19 protein-coding genes are annotated in these 16103 nt (G+C 64.7%); 11 read left to right on the forward strand and 8 right to left on the reverse strand.

The genetic code is table 11. From position 1 onward, the window contains the following. Window positions 1-80: 80 nt before the first annotated feature. Both ACERIT_RS03425 and ACERIT_RS03430 read right to left on the reverse strand, forming a co-directional pair. Window positions 81-458 carry a NifU family protein gene (locus tag ACERIT_RS03425; RefSeq protein WP_373673419.1) on the reverse strand — a complete coding sequence of 126 codons (378 nt, stop codon included), beginning with the start codon at window positions 456-458 and terminating at the stop codon, window positions 81-83. A 158-nt stretch (window positions 459-616) separates the two neighbouring features. Continuing rightward, entirely contained in the window at window positions 617-946 is a 330-nt protein-coding gene (locus ACERIT_RS03430; protein WP_373673420.1) for a DUF5783 family protein, read from the reverse strand. 95 nt (window positions 947-1041) lie between these two features. On the opposite strand from ACERIT_RS03430, the gene ACERIT_RS03435 reads away from it, so the two are divergent. The 3 genes from ACERIT_RS03435 to ACERIT_RS03445 all read left to right on the forward strand — a co-directional run bounded on the left by ACERIT_RS03435 (window position 1042) and on the right by ACERIT_RS03445 (window position 3395). After that, a complete protein-coding gene (locus ACERIT_RS03435; RefSeq protein WP_373673421.1) occupies window positions 1042-2193 on the forward strand; it encodes an anion permease in 1152 nt (383 codons plus the stop codon). A 170-nt stretch (window positions 2194-2363) separates the two neighbouring features. Continuing rightward, a complete protein-coding gene (gene fer / locus ACERIT_RS03440) occupies window positions 2364-2753 on the forward strand; it encodes a ferredoxin Fer (RefSeq protein ID WP_373673422.1) in 390 nt (129 codons plus the stop codon). A gap of 168 nt (window positions 2754-2921) precedes the next feature. Next, window positions 2922-3395 (forward strand): OsmC family protein, encoded by a 474-nt coding sequence (locus ACERIT_RS03445; protein ID WP_373673423.1) that lies wholly within the window; start codon window positions 2922-2924, stop codon window positions 3393-3395. A 30-nt stretch (window positions 3396-3425) separates the two neighbouring features. On the opposite strand, the gene ACERIT_RS03450 is transcribed toward ACERIT_RS03445, so the two are convergent. The 3 genes from ACERIT_RS03450 to ACERIT_RS03460 are packed head-to-tail and all read right to left on the reverse strand — an operon-like array spanning window position 3426 to window position 5312. Continuing rightward, window positions 3426-4091 carry a cytochrome c biogenesis protein CcdA gene (locus ACERIT_RS03450; protein ID WP_373673424.1) on the reverse strand — a complete coding sequence of 222 codons (666 nt, stop codon included), beginning with the start codon at window positions 4089-4091 and terminating at the stop codon, window positions 3426-3428. Further along, entirely contained in the window at window positions 4088-4627 is a 540-nt protein-coding gene (locus ACERIT_RS03455) for a TlpA family protein disulfide reductase (protein ID WP_373673425.1), read from the reverse strand. The genes ACERIT_RS03450 and ACERIT_RS03455 overlap by 4 nt, the downstream gene beginning before the upstream one ends. Window position 4628: 1 nt before the next feature. Continuing rightward, window positions 4629-5312, reverse strand: a complete 684-nt coding sequence (locus ACERIT_RS03460; protein ID WP_373673426.1) for an SCO family protein — start codon at window positions 5310-5312, stop codon at window positions 4629-4631. Between the two features lie 103 nt (window positions 5313-5415). On the opposite strand from ACERIT_RS03460, the gene ACERIT_RS03465 reads away from it, so the two are divergent. The 3 genes from ACERIT_RS03465 (at window position 5416) to serS (ending at window position 8501) form a co-directional block, all read left to right on the forward strand. After that, window positions 5416-5871 (forward strand): ferritin-like domain-containing protein, encoded by a 456-nt coding sequence (locus ACERIT_RS03465; protein WP_373673427.1) that lies wholly within the window; start codon window positions 5416-5418, stop codon window positions 5869-5871. 143 nt (window positions 5872-6014) lie between these two features. Then, window positions 6015-7016: a deoxyhypusine synthase gene (locus tag ACERIT_RS03470; protein ID WP_373673428.1), complete on the forward strand. Its 1002-nt coding sequence runs from the start codon at window positions 6015-6017 to the stop codon at window positions 7014-7016. A 111-nt stretch (window positions 7017-7127) separates the two neighbouring features. Continuing rightward, the gene (gene serS, locus ACERIT_RS03475; RefSeq protein WP_373673429.1) at window positions 7128-8501 is read left to right on the forward strand and encodes a serine--tRNA ligase; all 1374 of its coding nucleotides are present in this window, start codon (window positions 7128-7130) and stop codon (window positions 8499-8501) included. A gap of 56 nt (window positions 8502-8557) precedes the next feature. On the opposite strand, the gene ACERIT_RS03480 is transcribed toward serS, so the two are convergent. Continuing rightward, window positions 8558-8905, reverse strand: coding sequence for a hypothetical protein (locus ACERIT_RS03480; protein ID WP_373673430.1), 348 nt, complete (start codon window positions 8903-8905; stop codon window positions 8558-8560). Window positions 8906-9003: 98 nt separating this feature from the next. Between ACERIT_RS03480 and ACERIT_RS03485 the strand changes: the two genes are divergently transcribed. Genes ACERIT_RS03485 through ACERIT_RS03495 form a run of 3 tightly spaced genes read left to right on the forward strand, consistent with a single transcriptional unit; the run spans window position 9004 to window position 12363 of the window. Beyond that, a complete protein-coding gene (locus ACERIT_RS03485; RefSeq protein WP_373673431.1) occupies window positions 9004-10128 on the forward strand; it encodes a tRNA (guanine(26)-N(2))-dimethyltransferase in 1125 nt (374 codons plus the stop codon). Window positions 10129-10168: 40 nt separating this feature from the next. Further along, window positions 10169-11434: a YihY/virulence factor BrkB family protein gene (locus tag ACERIT_RS03490; protein ID WP_373673432.1), complete on the forward strand. Its 1266-nt coding sequence runs from the start codon at window positions 10169-10171 to the stop codon at window positions 11432-11434. A 2-nt stretch (window positions 11435-11436) separates the two neighbouring features. Further along, window positions 11437-12363 (forward strand): phosphatase PAP2 family protein, encoded by a 927-nt coding sequence (locus ACERIT_RS03495; RefSeq protein ID WP_373673433.1) that lies wholly within the window; start codon window positions 11437-11439, stop codon window positions 12361-12363. A gap of 87 nt (window positions 12364-12450) precedes the next feature. Here ACERIT_RS03495 and ACERIT_RS03500 read toward each other — a convergent pair whose 3' ends face one another. After that, complete coding sequence (locus ACERIT_RS03500; RefSeq protein WP_373673434.1) at window positions 12451-13320, reverse strand: RNA methyltransferase; 870 nt, start codon at window positions 13318-13320, stop codon at window positions 12451-12453. After that, complete coding sequence (locus ACERIT_RS03505; protein ID WP_373673435.1) at window positions 13317-13922, reverse strand: hypothetical protein; 606 nt, start codon at window positions 13920-13922, stop codon at window positions 13317-13319. The genes ACERIT_RS03500 and ACERIT_RS03505 overlap by 4 nt, the downstream gene beginning before the upstream one ends. A gap of 170 nt (window positions 13923-14092) precedes the next feature. On the opposite strand from ACERIT_RS03505, the gene folP reads away from it, so the two are divergent. Next, window positions 14093-15346, forward strand: coding sequence for a dihydropteroate synthase (gene folP / locus ACERIT_RS03510; protein ID WP_373673436.1), 1254 nt, complete (start codon window positions 14093-14095; stop codon window positions 15344-15346). A 58-nt stretch (window positions 15347-15404) separates the two neighbouring features. After that, entirely contained in the window at window positions 15405-16100 is a 696-nt protein-coding gene (locus ACERIT_RS03515; RefSeq protein ID WP_373673437.1) for a 6-hydroxymethylpterin diphosphokinase MptE-like protein, read from the forward strand. The last annotated feature ends 3 nt before the right edge of the window (window positions 16101-16103 follow it).

Raw genomic sequence — 16103 nt, forward strand, 5'->3', positions numbered from 1 at the left:
GGCTCGCGAGGCTGGTGGAACACGAGATCGCGAACGGAAAAACGGACGGTTCTTCTCGGTCGAATCGAGGCAGGGCGTTCTCAGAACGGAGCCTGCGGTCCCTCGTCGTCCTCTCCGTCGTCGCTCGTCTCGCCGGGGAAGGAGGGGGACGTCCCGCCGCTGCTCGTTCCGCCGAGGTCGCCATCGGCGCCGGATCCCATGCCGGTATCCGCATGAACCGTGTCGATCTCGGGGATCTCCTTTACCATCCGCGACTTGATCGCCTGGATCGTCATCGGCGAGATGCCACAGCCGGAACAGGCGCCACCAAGCTGGATGTGGACCTCACCGCTCTCCCGGTCGAGGTGGCTGATCGCGGCGTCCCCGCCGTGCATCTGGATCTGGGGGAAGTTCCGTCGCAGGAAGTTCGTGATCCGGTCTCGCAGGTCGTCGTCCGTCTCCGCCGTGTCCGTGCTCATGGTCCGGGGTTGGCGGCGAACCGGCTTATGCCTTTGGTTCAGGGTGGAACTCGGCCCCCGATCGGCCGGCGCGTCCATCACGATCGCGAGACGTGACGGCCATCGATCGAGAGCCGGTCACTGATCGTGAGGCGGGCTGATCACCGATCGAAAGCCGGTCACTCCTCGGGGCGGTCGACGCCGAAGACGCGGTGGAGTTCCGACTCGATCCGCGAGACGTAGACCGCTAGCGTCTCCTCGAACTTCTCGTCGTCGACGAGCACGCCCTGCAGCCGGTCGCGTGGGTTCTCCGGAAGCTCCACGACGAATTCGCCGTCCTCGTAGAACGGTTCCGACTCGTTGAGCACCGTCTGGTCGATCCCGTGGATCAGCTCGGAGTCGTACCGTTCGTTCATGTGCTCGAACGCGTTCTTGTAGGCGCGCTGTAGCTCGGTGAAGTAGTTGGCGTACTTGTCCTCGAATTTCTCAGGGTCGAACTCCGTGGCCATGTCTGCCGGTCGGAGTCGATCGGGGAAAAATCGGCCGGTCGCGGCCGCGAGGACGACCTGATCGACTTATATGCTCGGATCCGGTAGCAACACTCGTGTCGGAACTGGTGTTATTGGCGGTCGGGATCGTGGTTGCCGCCTTCGTCGGCGTCAACATCGGCGGATCGGGAACGGGCGTCGCGTTCGGCCCGGCCGTCGGAAGCGAACTCGTCTCGAAGATGGTCGCCGGTGGGTTGATGTCCATCTTCGTGTTGGTCGGCGGCTGGACGATCGGCCGCCGCGTCGTCGACACCCTCGGAGTCGGCCTTTTGCGCGGGGATCCCTTCACCCTGCGAACGTCCATCGTCATTCTCTTTTTTATCGGCGGTGCACTCTTCGTCTCGAACGTCCTCGGCGTTCCAGCCTCGACGTCGATGACTGCCGTCGGGTCGATCGCCGGCCTCGGGATCGCGCGCGGAACGTTGAACGTGGAGATCGCGCTGGAGATCGTCGCCTGGTGGCTCGTCGCCCCGATCGCCGGCTTCTGGGTGAGCGCGGTCGTCGGCCGCTACTGGTACGATCGGCTCGCCTCGTGGCTGGCGATCGATCGCTCGGGCGGGTCCCTGGTACACGTCGACCGTTCGGGACGTATTCCGACGATCCGCGTTGCGCCCGGTGCGACTCGACGGGAGGTCACCGGCGCGGGGGTCGTGATCGCGATCGCCTGTCTCAATGCCTTCTCAGCGGGCGCCTCGAACGTGGCGAACGCGGTCGCGCCGCTGGTCGGAAGTGGCGACCTCTCGATGAACGCCGGCGTGTTGGTGGCTGCACTCGCGATGGGAATCGGGGCGTTCACACTCGGCCGGCGAACGCTCGAAACGATGGGCAATGATCTGACCGAGCTCCCGCTTACCGCCGCACTCGTCGTCTCGCTCGTCACGTCGATCCTGGTCGTCGGGCTCTCCGGGATCGGGATCCCTGCATCGTTCGTCGTGATCGCGACCATGAGCATCGTCGGACTCGGGTGGGGTCGGGCCACCCGCCTCGATCACTTCCCCGAAACGCCGACGGAGCGACCGGCGGAGATCGGAGCGCCCGTCGAAAGCGGGGGTGCACCCGGCGCGATCGAGGAGTCGGACGGATCGCTCAACGTCGCTGACCTCTACGAGCCGGAGACGACCGCGCGCGTGATATTGCTACAGAACGCCGTTCCCGTCGTGGCGACCATCGGATCCTACACGGTCTTTTTCACGGTCCCCTCGCTGTAGCGACCGACTCGTCGATCGGTGGCGAACGTCTGGAGGCAGTTTGCCGACAGTACCGGTCGTTCGAACACGCCCTCCCATGATGGATCGGGACCGGAACACGCGCTCCGTATCCACGGGGTGATCGTATCGAACAGCAAAGCCTAATGATGTGGGTGCTAAATCGAACGGTGATGCCCACTGTAGAATACCTCAATTACGAGACGCTCGATGACCAGGGCTGGTCGATCGACGACGACGACCTCTTCGAGAAGGCCGCCGACGCCGGATTCGACGACGAGGACTACGGTTCCCTCGAGGTCAACCAGGGCGAGTACATCCTGGAGGCGGCAGAGGCGCAGGGATATGACTGGCCGTTCTCCTGCCGCGCTGGCGCGTGTGCGAACTGTGCGTCCATTCTCAAGGAGGGCGAGATCGACATGGACATGCAGCAGATCCTCTCGGACGAGGAAGTCGAGGAGAAGAACGTCCGTCTGACCTGCATCGGCAGCCCCGCCGCCGACGAGGTCAAGATCGTCTACAACGCGAAACACCTCGATTACCTGCAAAACCGCGTCATCTAATCCGGTCCGTCGACGTCGCCGCCATGCGGCATTCGTCGCGGAGCGGGTCCGTTCCGTTTTTTTTTTGATCCACGTTTCGACCCCCCTCTCCACGTCCCATGTCATTCCTATCGGTTATCTTTGGCACCACCAGTATACTTTATAGTAATGGTCCCGAACCGAAGATCGATGAGTGAGACGGAGCATCTACACAAGTTCGCGGTCGAAGCACGAAGCGAGAGTTCGACGAAAGCCGTCGTCGAGACCCGGGATTTCGAGTTCGTCGTCGACGAACCGGAGCCGCTCGGCGGAACCGACGAGGGGCCGAATCCGGTCGAGTATCTGCTCGGCTCGTGGGCGGGCTGTCTCAACGTCGTCGCTAACCTGGTTGCACAGGAACGCGACATCACGATCGACTCCCTCGAGATATCGATCGAGGGTGATCTCGATCCCCGCGCGTTCCAGGGCGTCTCCGACGAGGAACGTGCCGGGTACCAGGAGATCCGCGTGCGGATCGATGCGGAGACCGATGCCGACGAGGAGGAACTTCAGGAGTGGATCGAGGCGGTCGAGAGGCGCTGTCCGGTCGGTGACAACATCCAGAACGCAACGCCCACCGAGATCGAACTCGTCGGCGGGGCGACGCTAGAAACGACTCCGTAGACGACACGGCGGATCGTCCGGTCCGAGCCGTCAGTAGACGACGAGCGCCAGATACAGCTGTCCGATCCCTGCAAGAACCATCACCACGCCGGCGAGTTGTTTCAACCGACCCGAGTACGCCATGATCCGCCCGGCGTTCGAGAGCAGGCCGACCCCGGTCGCGACGGTGGTAGCGACCATCAACGCCGCGACGACCCCTGCGTAGGTAGCCACGAGGAGGATCGCGACGTCGGTCGGCAAGGCGATCGCCCGGGCGATCACGGCGAGGAATATCGGGGCCACACAGCCCGCCCCGGCAAGCGCGTAGCCCGCGCCGAAGAGGCCGAACCCGAGTACGCTTGACCGCCGCTTCGGCAGGGGAATCGACAGGGACGGCGCGCGCCCGGTCACGACGAGCAGCCCGAAGACGACGAGCAGGCCGCCCACGAGCGACTCGAAGATCGTGATGTTCGAGAGCGTCGAGTTCCCGATCCGCACGGTCGCGCCGGCAAGGGCGCCGAACATAGCTAACACTCCACCCCCGGCCGCAATGCCGCGGATCCCCGCGCCGCTGATCGAGGCCTCGTCCGTCTCGACCTGGTTCACGTAGAAGCCGACGTATCCCGGCAACAGCGGATAAGCACACGGCGAGAAGAACGTCGCCACGCCGGCAGTGAGTGCAAACGGCAGGTTCGTCACGAGCGTGGCGTCGGTCATTGGTCCCGAACGTTCTCGATGGCGGTAACGAGTTCGTCGGCCGTGTGGACGCCCGACTCCGACCAGCGAACCCGGCCGGTGGCGTCGATCGCGACGGCCGTCGGGTACGCTCCGACGTCGAGTTTCGAGGCGAGTTCCGCGGTCGGATCCGCGCCGACCAACCAGTCGCCGTCGTGCTCGCGCCACCAGTCGGCGATCTCCCCTTCGGTCACCGATCGACCGACGGCCTCCGTCGTGACGGAGACGAATCGGACGTCGTCGCCGATCCGATCGTTCGCTTCGCCGAGCGCTGGCATCTGCTCGATACAGGGTGGACACCACGTCCCGAAGAAGTCGACGAACGTCGCCCGATCGGGCGCGGGGATCGTGACCTCTCCGTCCCGGCTCCCCGGTGCCTCGATCGTGTCGATCGTGACCGGATCGACGGGTTCGATCCCGGGACCGAGCACTGCCGGTGCGTTCCCGGTCGCGAGCAGTCCGGCTCCACCGAGCGCGCCCGCACTCGCGATCCCGGCGAGGAGGTTGCGGCGTCGCATCCTATCCGTTCACCACCCGTTCAAAGTCGCTCACGACGGTGTCGACATCCACGCTCGATCCGTTCGGGTACGCCCGTTCGACGATCCCCCGCTCGTTGGCGAGCAGGATGAGTCCGTAGTGGGGAAACCGGTATTCCAGGTTTTCGTAGTCGTCGGCGGGGGCCTTTTTGATCTTCAGGCCGAACTCATCCTCGATGAGCGTTTGGCCCGCCTCGTAGCTTTCCGGCCGCAGGAAGTGCCAGTTACCGGTCTCGAGGTTCACGCCCTGCTGGCCGGCGTACTCGCGGAGGACGGCTGCCGTGTCCCGCTCGGGGTCGAAGGTGATCGGGAGGAAGGCGGCTTCGTCGCTGTATCCGTCCTCCGCGGCGACGGCCTGCGCGCGTCGGAGTCGGAGGATGAGCGCGGGACAGACGCCGTCGGGGCAGCTCGTATAAAAGAAGGTCAGCAGGACGGCCCGCTCGCCCTCGAACGATTCGGTCGAGATTTCCTCACTGGCGATCGGATCGGGCAGACTGACCGCCGGGAGCTCGTCGCCGTAGCTCGGGTGGACGGACTCGCTCAGGTCCTGTTCTGGCGGCCCGAGGACGGTGTCGTCGTTGCCCGTCCCCGGAACCATGCCGAGACAGCCCGCGGTGGCAACGGCGCCGGAGGTCGCAAGCGAACGTAAATAGTGACGACGGTCCATAGTTGTGGATACGTCGCAGTACATAAATGCGCCTCGTTGATCTCTGGTGTGCACAAAGCGCGCCAGAACACCCATTACAATGGGCCGAGTACCTCGATGCGTCATGTCCAAAGAGCGCGTGATCGAGTTGCTACGCAAGGCGTACGGCGACGAAATCGAGACGGTGATGAACTATCAGACGAACGCGATCGTCCTCGATGGCGTTCGCGCCGAGGAGATCAAACAGAGCCTGGAGGTCGATATTCAGGAGGAACTCGGCCACGCCGAACAGCTCGGACAGCGGCTCAAACAGCTCGATGCGCGACCGCCGGGATCGGCGGAGTTCACCGCCCGACAGGACTCGCTTCAGCCGCCGGCGGATTCCACGGACGTGCTCGCGGTCATCCAGGGTGTCCTTGACGCCGAGGAGGATGCGATCGATACCTATCGAGATCTGATCGACGCCGCGCAGGCGGCGAACGACCCCGTCACCGAGGATCTGGCCATAACGGTCCTTGCCGACGAGGAGGCCCATCGAACCGAGTTCCGCGGGTTCGAGAAGGAATATCGGAGCGAATGAGGTACTCGCGAAGCGGCTGAGGTACTCTCGGAGCGGATGACGTGGGGGCCGCGAAACGGTAGCACGTTTTGAACCGATCCGGCCGCCTCAGCTCGTCGGGGCCATCCCGAGCGATTCAAACCGATCGGGGCGTATCACACGGTATGAACGGAGACGACGCCCCGGAGGGAGATTCCTCCGAGGATTCACACGAACACGTCGTGCCGGGCAGCGAGGAGGAGATCGCCACCCCGGACGTGCGCGGCCCGGACTTCCGCGGGGAACTCGACATTCAGGAGTTACTCGACACGTACGCGACCACCGGGTTTCAGGCCACCCAGCTCGCTGAGGGGATCGAGATCGCAAAGCGAATGCGGGAGGAGGACGCGACGATCTATCTCACCTTCACCTCGAACATCGTCTCCTCGGGGCTTCGCGAGACGATCGCCTACCTCGTCCGCAAGGGATACGTCGACGTGATCATCACGACCTCCGGCTCACTGACCGAGGACGTGATCAAGACGGCTAAACCCTTTAAGATGGGCGAGTGGGACGCCGACGAGGTCGAACTTCGCGATCGCGGGATCAACCGCCTCGGCAACATCTTCGTCCCCTCCGATCGCTACGTGTGGCTTGAGGAGTACCTCTACGACTTCTTCGACGACTTCTTCGCCGACGAGAAGGTTCGGACGCCGACCGCCTTCGCTCGGGAGATCGGAGAAACGCTCGATGATGAGGACTCGGTGTTAAAACAGGCTGCGGACAACGACGTGCCGGTGTACTGTCCCGCCCTGACCGACGCCGAGGTCGGAAACTTCCTCTACTACTACCGGCAGGGCTACGACTCCGAGGTCGGGATCGAGATCCTCGACGACTACGATTCGATCATCGAGGACGGCCTACTCGCCGAGACAACCGGCCTCATCGCGGTCGGCGGTGGCGTGCCGAAACACCACGCCATCATGACGAACCTCTTTCGTGGCGGCGCCGATCATGCCGTCTACATCTCCACCGGGATGGAGGGTGACGGGTCGCTTTCGGGGGCACCGCCGAGCGAGGCCGTCTCCTGGGGGAAGATCAAAGACGACGAGGAGACGAACTACACCCAGATCGAGGCCGAAGCAACCCTCGTGTTCCCGCTTTTGGTGGCCGGCGCGTTCGTCTGACACGACTCGCTCCGGACCACCCGGACGTGAGAGCTACTGACGTCCGATACCGGTGGCGTCCGCGCGGCTCCTCCGATACGGTTTTGGGTGCTCCCGAAAAAGCCAATTCAAATGCTGTCGCGACAGTTCGTTCGGGAGAACCCTGAGACGGTCCGCAAGGCCCTCGATCACAAGGGCGTCGACGTCGATCTCGACCGGATCCTTGAGATCGACGAAGAGTGGCGGGAACTGAAATCGCGCGGCGACGACCTCCGTCACGAGCGCAACGAGGTGTCCTCGCGGATCGGTCGCCTGAAAGGGGAGGGCAAGGAGGAGGCGGCCCAGGAGGCCATCGAGCGTTCCCAGGAACTCAAAGCGGAACTCCAGGAGATCGAAGAACGCGCAGAACAACTCGAAGACGAACTGGAGAAGTCGCTTTTGACTCTCCCGCAGATTCCCGACGACTCGGTTCCGGTCGGCGCCGACGAGTCCGAAAACGTCGAGCGTCGCCGTGAACTGTTCGACGATATTCGAGATCTGCCCGAGGAGATAATTTCGCATTACGACCTCGGCGAGCAACTCGAGATCCTCGATTTCGATCGTGGCGCCAAGGTGAGCGGCGGCGGCTACTACTTCGCGAAGGGGGATGGCGCGAGACTCGAACACGCTCTCGTGCAGTTCATGCTCGACGTTCACCGCGAGCAGGGCTATCACGACGTCTTTCCGCCGATTCCGATCAACAGCCAGTCCATGCAGGGAACCGGCCAGTTCCCGAAGTTCACCGAGGACGCCTACCGGATCGAGGGTTCGAACGACGAGCCCTACGAGGATGACGACCTGTGGCTGCTTCCGACTGCCGAGGTTCCCGTCACTAACCTCCATCGCGACGAGATCCTCCTGTCTGAAGATCTCCCGCTCAAATACCAGGCCTACTCGCCGAACTTCAGACAGGAGGCGGGCGAACACGGCACCGAGACCCGCGGAATCGTCCGCGTTCACCAGTTCAACAAAGTCGAGATGGTCAACTTCGTCCGGCCCGAGGACAGCGACGATCGCTTCGAGGGACTCCTCGCGGAGGCCGAGGAGGTCCTGCGACGCCTTGAGTTGCCCTATCGGATCCTCGAAATGTGTACCGGGGATCTCGGATTCACCCAGGCGAAGAAGTACGACATCGAGGTCTGGGCGCCGGGCGACGACATGCCCGACGGCCCCGACCGCGGCGGACGGTGGCTCGAGGTCTCGAGCGTCTCCAACTTCGAGGAGTTCCAGGCTCGTCGTGCGGAGATCCGCTATCGCGAGGAACACCATGAGTCCGCCGAGTTCCTCCACACGCTCAACGGGTCCGGGCTCGCCGTCCCGCGCGTGGTGGTGGCGATCCTGGAGTACTACCAGAACACCGATGGAACGGTGACAATCCCCGAGGCGCTCCGTCCGTACATGGGCGGACTCGAGCGCATCGAGGGTCACGATTCAGTCGGAGAATCAGCGCTCGGCAGCGGAGACTGAGCGCCGGCCCTCGTTGACGACCGTTCACGAACGCCGTTTCGATCGCTTACAGGCGCTTATAGGAATTCGCGAACCTCCGAATACCACATGTCGTGGTGGTCGATGGCATCGAGACGCTCCGCGATCTCGACCGCGAGCACGTGCCAGCAGCGCTGGCCCGGATCGTCGTCGTCGAGATTGTACCGCGCGTCCGCACACGTACACTCGCCCTCTTCAACTACGTACTCGTCCTCGTGGCCGACGACGACGGTGAAGTCCCGATATTGCTTCACCCGACGCTCCGCGACGGCCTCGATTGCCCGCGTACCGCGATCGCCGTGCGCCTCGACGATCGCCGTGGCTATCGGTCCCGTCAGTTCGCCCGTCTCCGCAAGCGCCGCGTGCCAGTCGTCGACCGAGTCCACGCATCGGGGTTCAGGAGGCAACGGCAAAACGGCGTCGGTGCGTTCGGACCCGCACGTCGGAACGCCCCGCTTTTAGGGTCGCCGGGCGAAGCCCACGCATGGAACTGGAGGAGGGCGGCGTCGTCATCGAAGTGCCGGAATCGCGAGATGGCGCGAGCGAGGGAACCGGCGAGGGCGTCTTCTTCAACCCGACACAGGAGCTGAACCGCGACGTAACCGTCGCCGTGTTGCGGGCCTACCGCGATCGGGAACCGCGCGCGGAGTCGTATCTCGATGCGATGACGGCTTCCGGCGTTCGCGGCGTACGCGCGGCCAGGGAGGGATACGACGTCACGTGTGTTGACATCGATCAAGACGCGGTCGAGTTAGCTCGGTCGAATCTGGAGCGAAACGGCCTGGACGGGGCCGTCCACCACCGCGACGTCAACGCGCTGCTTCATGAGGGCGTCTTCGACGTGGTCGATCTCGACCCCTACGGGACGCCGATTCCGTTCGTGGATGCCGCGTTCGCGAACGCGCGAAATCTCGTGTGTGTGACCGCGACCGACACCGCGCCGCTTTGTGGCGCCCATCAACGCTCGGGGATCAGAAAGTACGGTGTGGTGCCACAAAACACCGACTACCATCCCGAGATGGGGCTTCGAACGTTGCTTTCCGCACTCGTCCGAACCGCTGCACGATACGATATGGCCGCACGTCCGATCTGTTCGCACGTCTCGCGCCACTACGTCCGGACGTATCTCGAACTCGAAGGCGGCGCCCGCGCGGCCGACGACCGTCTCGAGGAACTCGGCTACGTCCACCACTGTGAGGACTGTCTCCACCGGACCCACGAGTATGGACTGATCGCCGCCGCCGATCGTCCCACGCGCTGTCCGCGATGTGACTCCAAGCGATATCTCGATGCCGGACCGCTCTGGCTCGGTCAGGTGGCCGACTCCGAGTTCGTTCGCGACGTTCTCGACGCGATAGACGACGGGATGGGTGAGGCGAAGCGTGCCCGGAAGCTTCTCTCGCAGGTTGCAGTCGAACTGGACACGCCGACCCACTACGACCAACATCGACTGTACAAACAGTGGAGCGAGCCCGCGATCGCCATGGACGAGTTCCTCGACCGGCTTCGGGCGGCCGGACACGATGCCACGCGAGCCCACTATCGCGGTACCGCGTTCAAGACACCGGCGTCGATCCCGGAGATTCGCGAGGCGGTCCTGGGCGAGTGAGACCCCCTGGCTTTTGTACGATAGCGCCGAAGTGTTCGACGTGCGCGCCACGATCGACGCGACCGTCGAGACGCTCCGAGCGATAGTCAGGACGGTTCAAGACGAGGACGTCACGTTCCTGGCCGCAAGCGTCGCCTACTACGCATTCATCTCGCTCATTCCCTCGCTTTTGCTGCTCGTCTCGGTCGCGAGCTTTCTCCTCGGTGACGCGTTCGCGGCCGCCGTATTGGCTGGGAGCCGCCAGTTCCTCACCCCGGTCGGCCAGGACGCCGTCACGACCGCGATCGCCTCCGCGGAGGGACGAACCGGTGCGACCCTCCTCGGCGCGGCCGTGCTCGTCTGGTCCACTCTCAAGGTGTTTCGCGGACTCGATACCGCCTTTCGGGAGGTCTACGGCGGTGAAGAACCCTCGACCTTTCTGGAGGAGTTCTCCGATGCCGTCTCCGTCGCGGTCGGGATCGGGTCCGGCATCGTGGTGATGGTCGTCATAGGGGCCCTGATCGCGACGCCAGGGATCGGCCGGCTGACCGGGGTCGCCCGGATCGCCGAGATCGTCGGCTTCCTCGTGTTGCCCCTGGTTCTCACGATCGTCTTCGTTCCGATGTACTATATCCTCCCGAACCGACGGATGACGGTCCGGGAAGCGCTTCCCGGGGCCGTCCTGGCGGCGGTCGGATGGACGCTGCTCCAGGCGGGCTTTCAACTCTATGCGGCCGGCGCCGGACAGTATCAGGTGTACGGAGTTCTCGGCGGGATCCTCCTTCTCGTCACCTGGCTGTATCTCGCCGCGATCGTCATCATCGTCGGCGCCGTCTGCAACGCCGTGCTTGCGGACCGGCAACTCCAAGGGGGGCCCGACCGAGCCACCGATATGGGCGACCGCGAGGACACCGACGCGCGCGCCGCGGACGAGAAGGAGACGCCACGTGGCGCACCCGACGTCGCCGAACTCCACGAGGAGGTCACCGGACTCCGTGCGGACTTCGAGGCGTTCGAGGACGACGTCGAACGGCGAACCGTTGATAGACCCCGGCTCGAAACGGAGCTCAAGGCGTACGTTCGTCGGCGGATGCGCCGCGGACACGCCCGCGGATGGGGACCGTATCTGGTGTTGCTGTACGGGACGGTCCTCACCCTCGGCGCGTTCTACTTCCTCGAAGGGATCTACGCGATCGCCGCGATGCTCATCCTTGGGCTCTCGACGCTCGGGCTCTATACTCTGTTCGTCATCGTCGGGATCGGGTTCAATGCGCTCGAAGCGCCGGGGAAGGCGATCGACTACGTCCGCGACCGCGGCGAGGAGTGATAATGACGCGCGGCATCGGCGAGTCCGCGGTCGTCGACGCGCTACCGGACGCTGCCGTCGTGGCCGGAGCGGCAGTCACTACGCTCGGCGACACGTGGTTCGTTTTCGTCCTGCTGGCGGCTACCTATTGGTTCCTCCCGTCGCGACTGGCGCGCGATCCGCGTCGATCGGGGGCTACGCTCGTCGCGATCGTGACCGGCACGCTCGCGGCACTCACACTGTTGAAGGTCGGGATCGGCGTCCCCCGTCCGCCCGCGGCGGCGTCACCGGCGCCACCACCCGACTGGCTCCCGACCGTCCTCGAGGGCTGGTTCGCGGGAGTGACCGAATCCGACGGGTTCGGGTTCCCGAGCGGACACGCGACAAGCGCCGCCGTGACCTATCTCGGGTTGGCGGCCGTCCTCGATAAGTGGCACGGACCCCGGACGCGGTTCTTCCTCGCCAGCATCGTCGTGGTCGCCGTGGGGGTTTCACGCGTGGTTCTGGAGGTACACTATCTCGTCGACATCCTCGCCGGCTGGCTACTCGGTGCGGCTCTGTTGGTTGCCGGACTCGCGCTTGCCGGGAACCGCTCGTCGACGCGCCGCGACCTCGATCCGGGACGTCCGTTCCTTGCGGCCGCGTTCGTGGGCGTACTCGGAATGCTCGTCGCGTTCCGACTGGGCGAGCCGGAGAGCCTCGCGATCGCGAGCGCCGCCGCCGGAACCGCTCTCGGCGGCGCCGTCGGATGGGGTCGCTGTGAGGGTTCGGAACCACCGGTCTCGATTCCGGTTGCGGTCGGTGCGTTCCTCGTCTCGGGACCGCTGTGGCTGCTCGCGTTGACGGACGTCGTTCCCTCGGTCGCCAGCGCGGTCCCCGCCTTCCTCGCGAGCGCGATCATCCTTGCGACACCACGTCTCTCGGAGCGGTTCGGCGACGATTGGTGGTAGTGACGACTGACGGTGACGGTGATACTGAGACGCGGTGACCACGATCAGCGAGCGTCACCACGACGCTGACGCGGCGGGATCCTCCGTTCACTCCGTCTGCCGGTCGTCTTCGGCTCCGACGTCGTCGCTCTCCTCGCTGCCCTCGTCGTCGTATTGCGATTCCCCGTATCGCTCGGACAGCTCGTCGGCGTACGATAGCTTATCGTTGGCCTTTCGAAAGACGCCGAGGAGGGTGTGGATCTCCCGATCGGTCGGGTGTGCGCGTCCGAGCACCCGTCTAAACAGGGTTTGGCATCGGTCGCGGCGATGCTCGCGGTGATCAGCATGTTCGAGGAAGTCCCCGAAGTATTGGTGGAGCCGCTCGATGTCACCCTCGGCTGCCCGTTTGCGTTCGACGTCGGGTAGCTGGTACTCGTCGACGGTGAGATCGCGAAGCTCGTACAACAGGACGGTCGCGGCCTGTCCGAGGTTGAGAACCGGATATTCCTCGTCGGCCGGGATCGAACACACCTGATCGAGGCGGGCGAGTTCATCGTTGTTGAGTCCCTTGCTCTCGCGGCCGAAGACGAGCGCCGTGCGCGTCTCGACGGTCGCAAGCGACTCGCGCAGTTCCGTCGGCGTTGAGAAGGGATATCGAACGTGCCGTCTGGCGTCCTCCCCGGTGATCGCCGTACAGCCGACCGTGTGATATCGGTTTATCACTTCATCGAAGGTCACCGTCTCGGCGTTGGGAAGGACGTCCTCGCGGGCGTGTCCGGCGAACCCGTACGCCTCGCCATCCTCCGGAAGCGCCGGCGGGTCGATCAGTTTGAGCTCCGAGAGCCCGAAATTCTTCATTGCGCGGGCGATCGTCCCGACGTTCCCCGGCGTTTCCGGTTCGACAACGACGACGACGGGCGCCCTCGATCGCGGCTCCGACGGGGGCGTCTCCGCCGGGGCGGTATCCGGATCGCTCATCGGTCCGCACGCGGGTACTCCGTCGACAGGTCGAGGTCGCTTTCGGCGATCGCCTCAGGATCGACGCGCTCGGCCTCGCGTTCGGCCGCCTCCTCGTCGTCCTCGACGTATGATCGGATGTCGATCCGCCGTCCCTCGAAGTCCGCTTCGAGCCGGTCTTGAACCTCGTTTTGTCCCGGCGGATCCGGGAGCCCTTCCGGGTCCGCATCCACATGCTCGAGGCCGCCGTATCCCTCCGGTGCGCGATTTCCGGCGGCGTACCACTCGTGGAACTGATCGGCAAACTCGGCCGATCCCTTGTGTTCGCGGCCCCCCGCCTCCCGGAACCAGTAGAGGAAATCCTGCTCGTGATCCGCACACAGCAGTAGCTCGCCGAGCGGCTCGCCGTAGACGATCGCGGCCGGGGTGGCCCGGTGGATGTCCGATTTCCCGTGTTCGATATAGCAGGCGTCACACGGCTCCTCGACGAGCTTTTGGAGGCGAACCAGTCGTTCGCGTGGTTCCTCGGGGATCTCATCGAGTGGTTTGAACTCCCCGTTCTCGTCGAATATCTCGGACTCCTCGAACCGCCAGCCACGAAGTCCGACGCTCACCTTTGACATGTCCGGATCTGGGCGACGCGACGGTATAAGCACGTTCCTCCGGAGCGACCAGTCGGCGTTCGGTCACCGTTAAGTCGGCTCTCAGCTCTCCTCCCGTGAGTCGATTTTCGACCGTCAACTCCGAGTCGATTTCCGGACCGCCTATGGTGATCGGGGCCGTTCGATCCCCCATGCGAACTGTAGACGCAGCGGGACTCACGATCGGGGACGATCGTCCCCCGCGGATCATGGGTGTGCTCAACGTCTCCGAGGAGTCGCCGTATGACCCGAGCGTCTTCGACGATCCCGGAGAAGCAGCGGCTTACGTCGATTCGGAACTGATCGGGATGGGCGCCGACATCGTCGACGTCGGCTTGGAATCCGCGAACAAACGGTTTGACGTCCTCTCTGCCGAGCAGGAACTCGACCGACTCGAGACGGCGATCGAAGCCATGGAGTCGACCACTGGCGACGCCGTCTGGTCGATCGAGACTCGCTATCACGAGGTCGCGGCGGCGGCACTCGATCGCGGATTCGATATGGTCAACGACATCTGTGGGTTTGCCGACCCCGAGATGCCCGACGTCTGTTCGGCTCGCGACGCGGCCGTGGTGAAGATGGCCTCCCCGCCCGATCTCGAACGACCGGGCGCGATCGCGGACGTCGACGACATCTACGAAGCGCTCTCCCGGAACGGGTTTACCGAACGCACGATCCTCGATCCCGCCTTCGGGGGCTGGACCGAGGACAAGACGCTTGCTGACGACCGCGAGACGTTCCAGCGACTCAGGGAGTTTCGCGGCTACGGTCGCCCGATCCTGGTGTCGATAAACCGGAAGAACTTCCTTCGTGAGATCGTCGGCCGCGAGACGGAGGAAGCGCTCCCGGTGTCGCTTGCGGCGACGTCGATGGCAGTCGAGCGCGGCGCACACGTGATCCGAACTCACGACGTCGCGGAGACGCGCGATGCCGCCGCGATCGGGGCGGAGTTCGCCCGCGAGAGGGTCCGTGAGACCGTCTCGGGGGCTGAACTCGAGGAGCTCGACGTCACGACCGTTAGTGAGGCATCTCGCCATCTCGACCGGCTCGGAGCGGACGCATCGATCGCTACGGAGAGCGTCGTTCGGGCCGTCGAGGTGTCCGGTCTCGCCTCTGACCAGCTCCGGGCGGTCGAGTCGGCGACTGAGACGACGAATGCTGCCCTCGCAGTGGCCGGAGCCTCCCGATGTGAGACGGCCGCAACGGACGGGTCGGGAGGGAAGAGGGGGACCGACTTCGATCGGACGGACGCGCGGGGGCTGCTCGTCGGCACGCCGGCTGCGCTCTCGTGTGTCAGCGATCGGCTCGCCGACGGTGCGGATGCGACCGGTCGAGCCGGTGAGAAGAGTTCTACGCTGGCCGATATCGCTTCGGTTTTGGAGCGGATCGCCGATCCGGATCGATGATCCGAACCGCACTCCCGCTCCCGTCGAGCGCGAACGCTTCGTGTTCGGGTGCGCGATGGTGAACTTCGAGACGTGGGAGCCGGTCTATGAGGCGGTTCTTGCGGACTTCGGCTTCGATCGGGCGGACGACGAGCACGCCCGCGACGTCGCAAACGCATTCGCGACGCCGTTCGATCCCGGTCGGTTCGACGGGTTCGAGGGATCGACGGTGGCGATCGCCGGCGCAGGACCATCGATCGAGAACGCATCCGCGGTCGAACGTGCGCACGGAGCGGACGCGGTCCTCGCCGCCTCCACGGCGGCCGACGTCCTCCTTGATGCCGGCGTCGAACTCGACGCGATGATCACTGATCTCGACAAAAACCCCGAGACGGGCCGTCGTCTCAGTGAGTCCGGCGTCCCCGTGGTCGCACACGCACACGGCGACAACGTGCCGGCCGTCCGCGAGTGGCTGCCGCGGTTCGCCGACGAGCACGTCCTCGCGACCACGCAGGCCCGTCCGCGTGGGAACGTGTATGGGTTCGGCGGCTTCACGGATGGCGATCGGGCGGCGTTTCTTGCCGATCACTTCGATGCTGCGGAACTCGTGTTCGTCGGCTGGGACTTCGACGATCCGACGGTCGACCCGATGAAGATGCGGAAACTCCGGTGGGCCGAACGCCTGCTCGCCTGGCTTGAGGTGCGTCGAGACGAGCGATTTGCGGTGCTTGAGGGACGTCGACCATCGGTTCCGATGGAGTGGCCCACGGACTGATAG

This window comes from Halopenitus sp. H-Gu1, from assembly GCF_041821145.1.
Lineage (GTDB): Archaea > Halobacteriota > Halobacteria > Halobacteriales > Haloferacaceae > Halopenitus.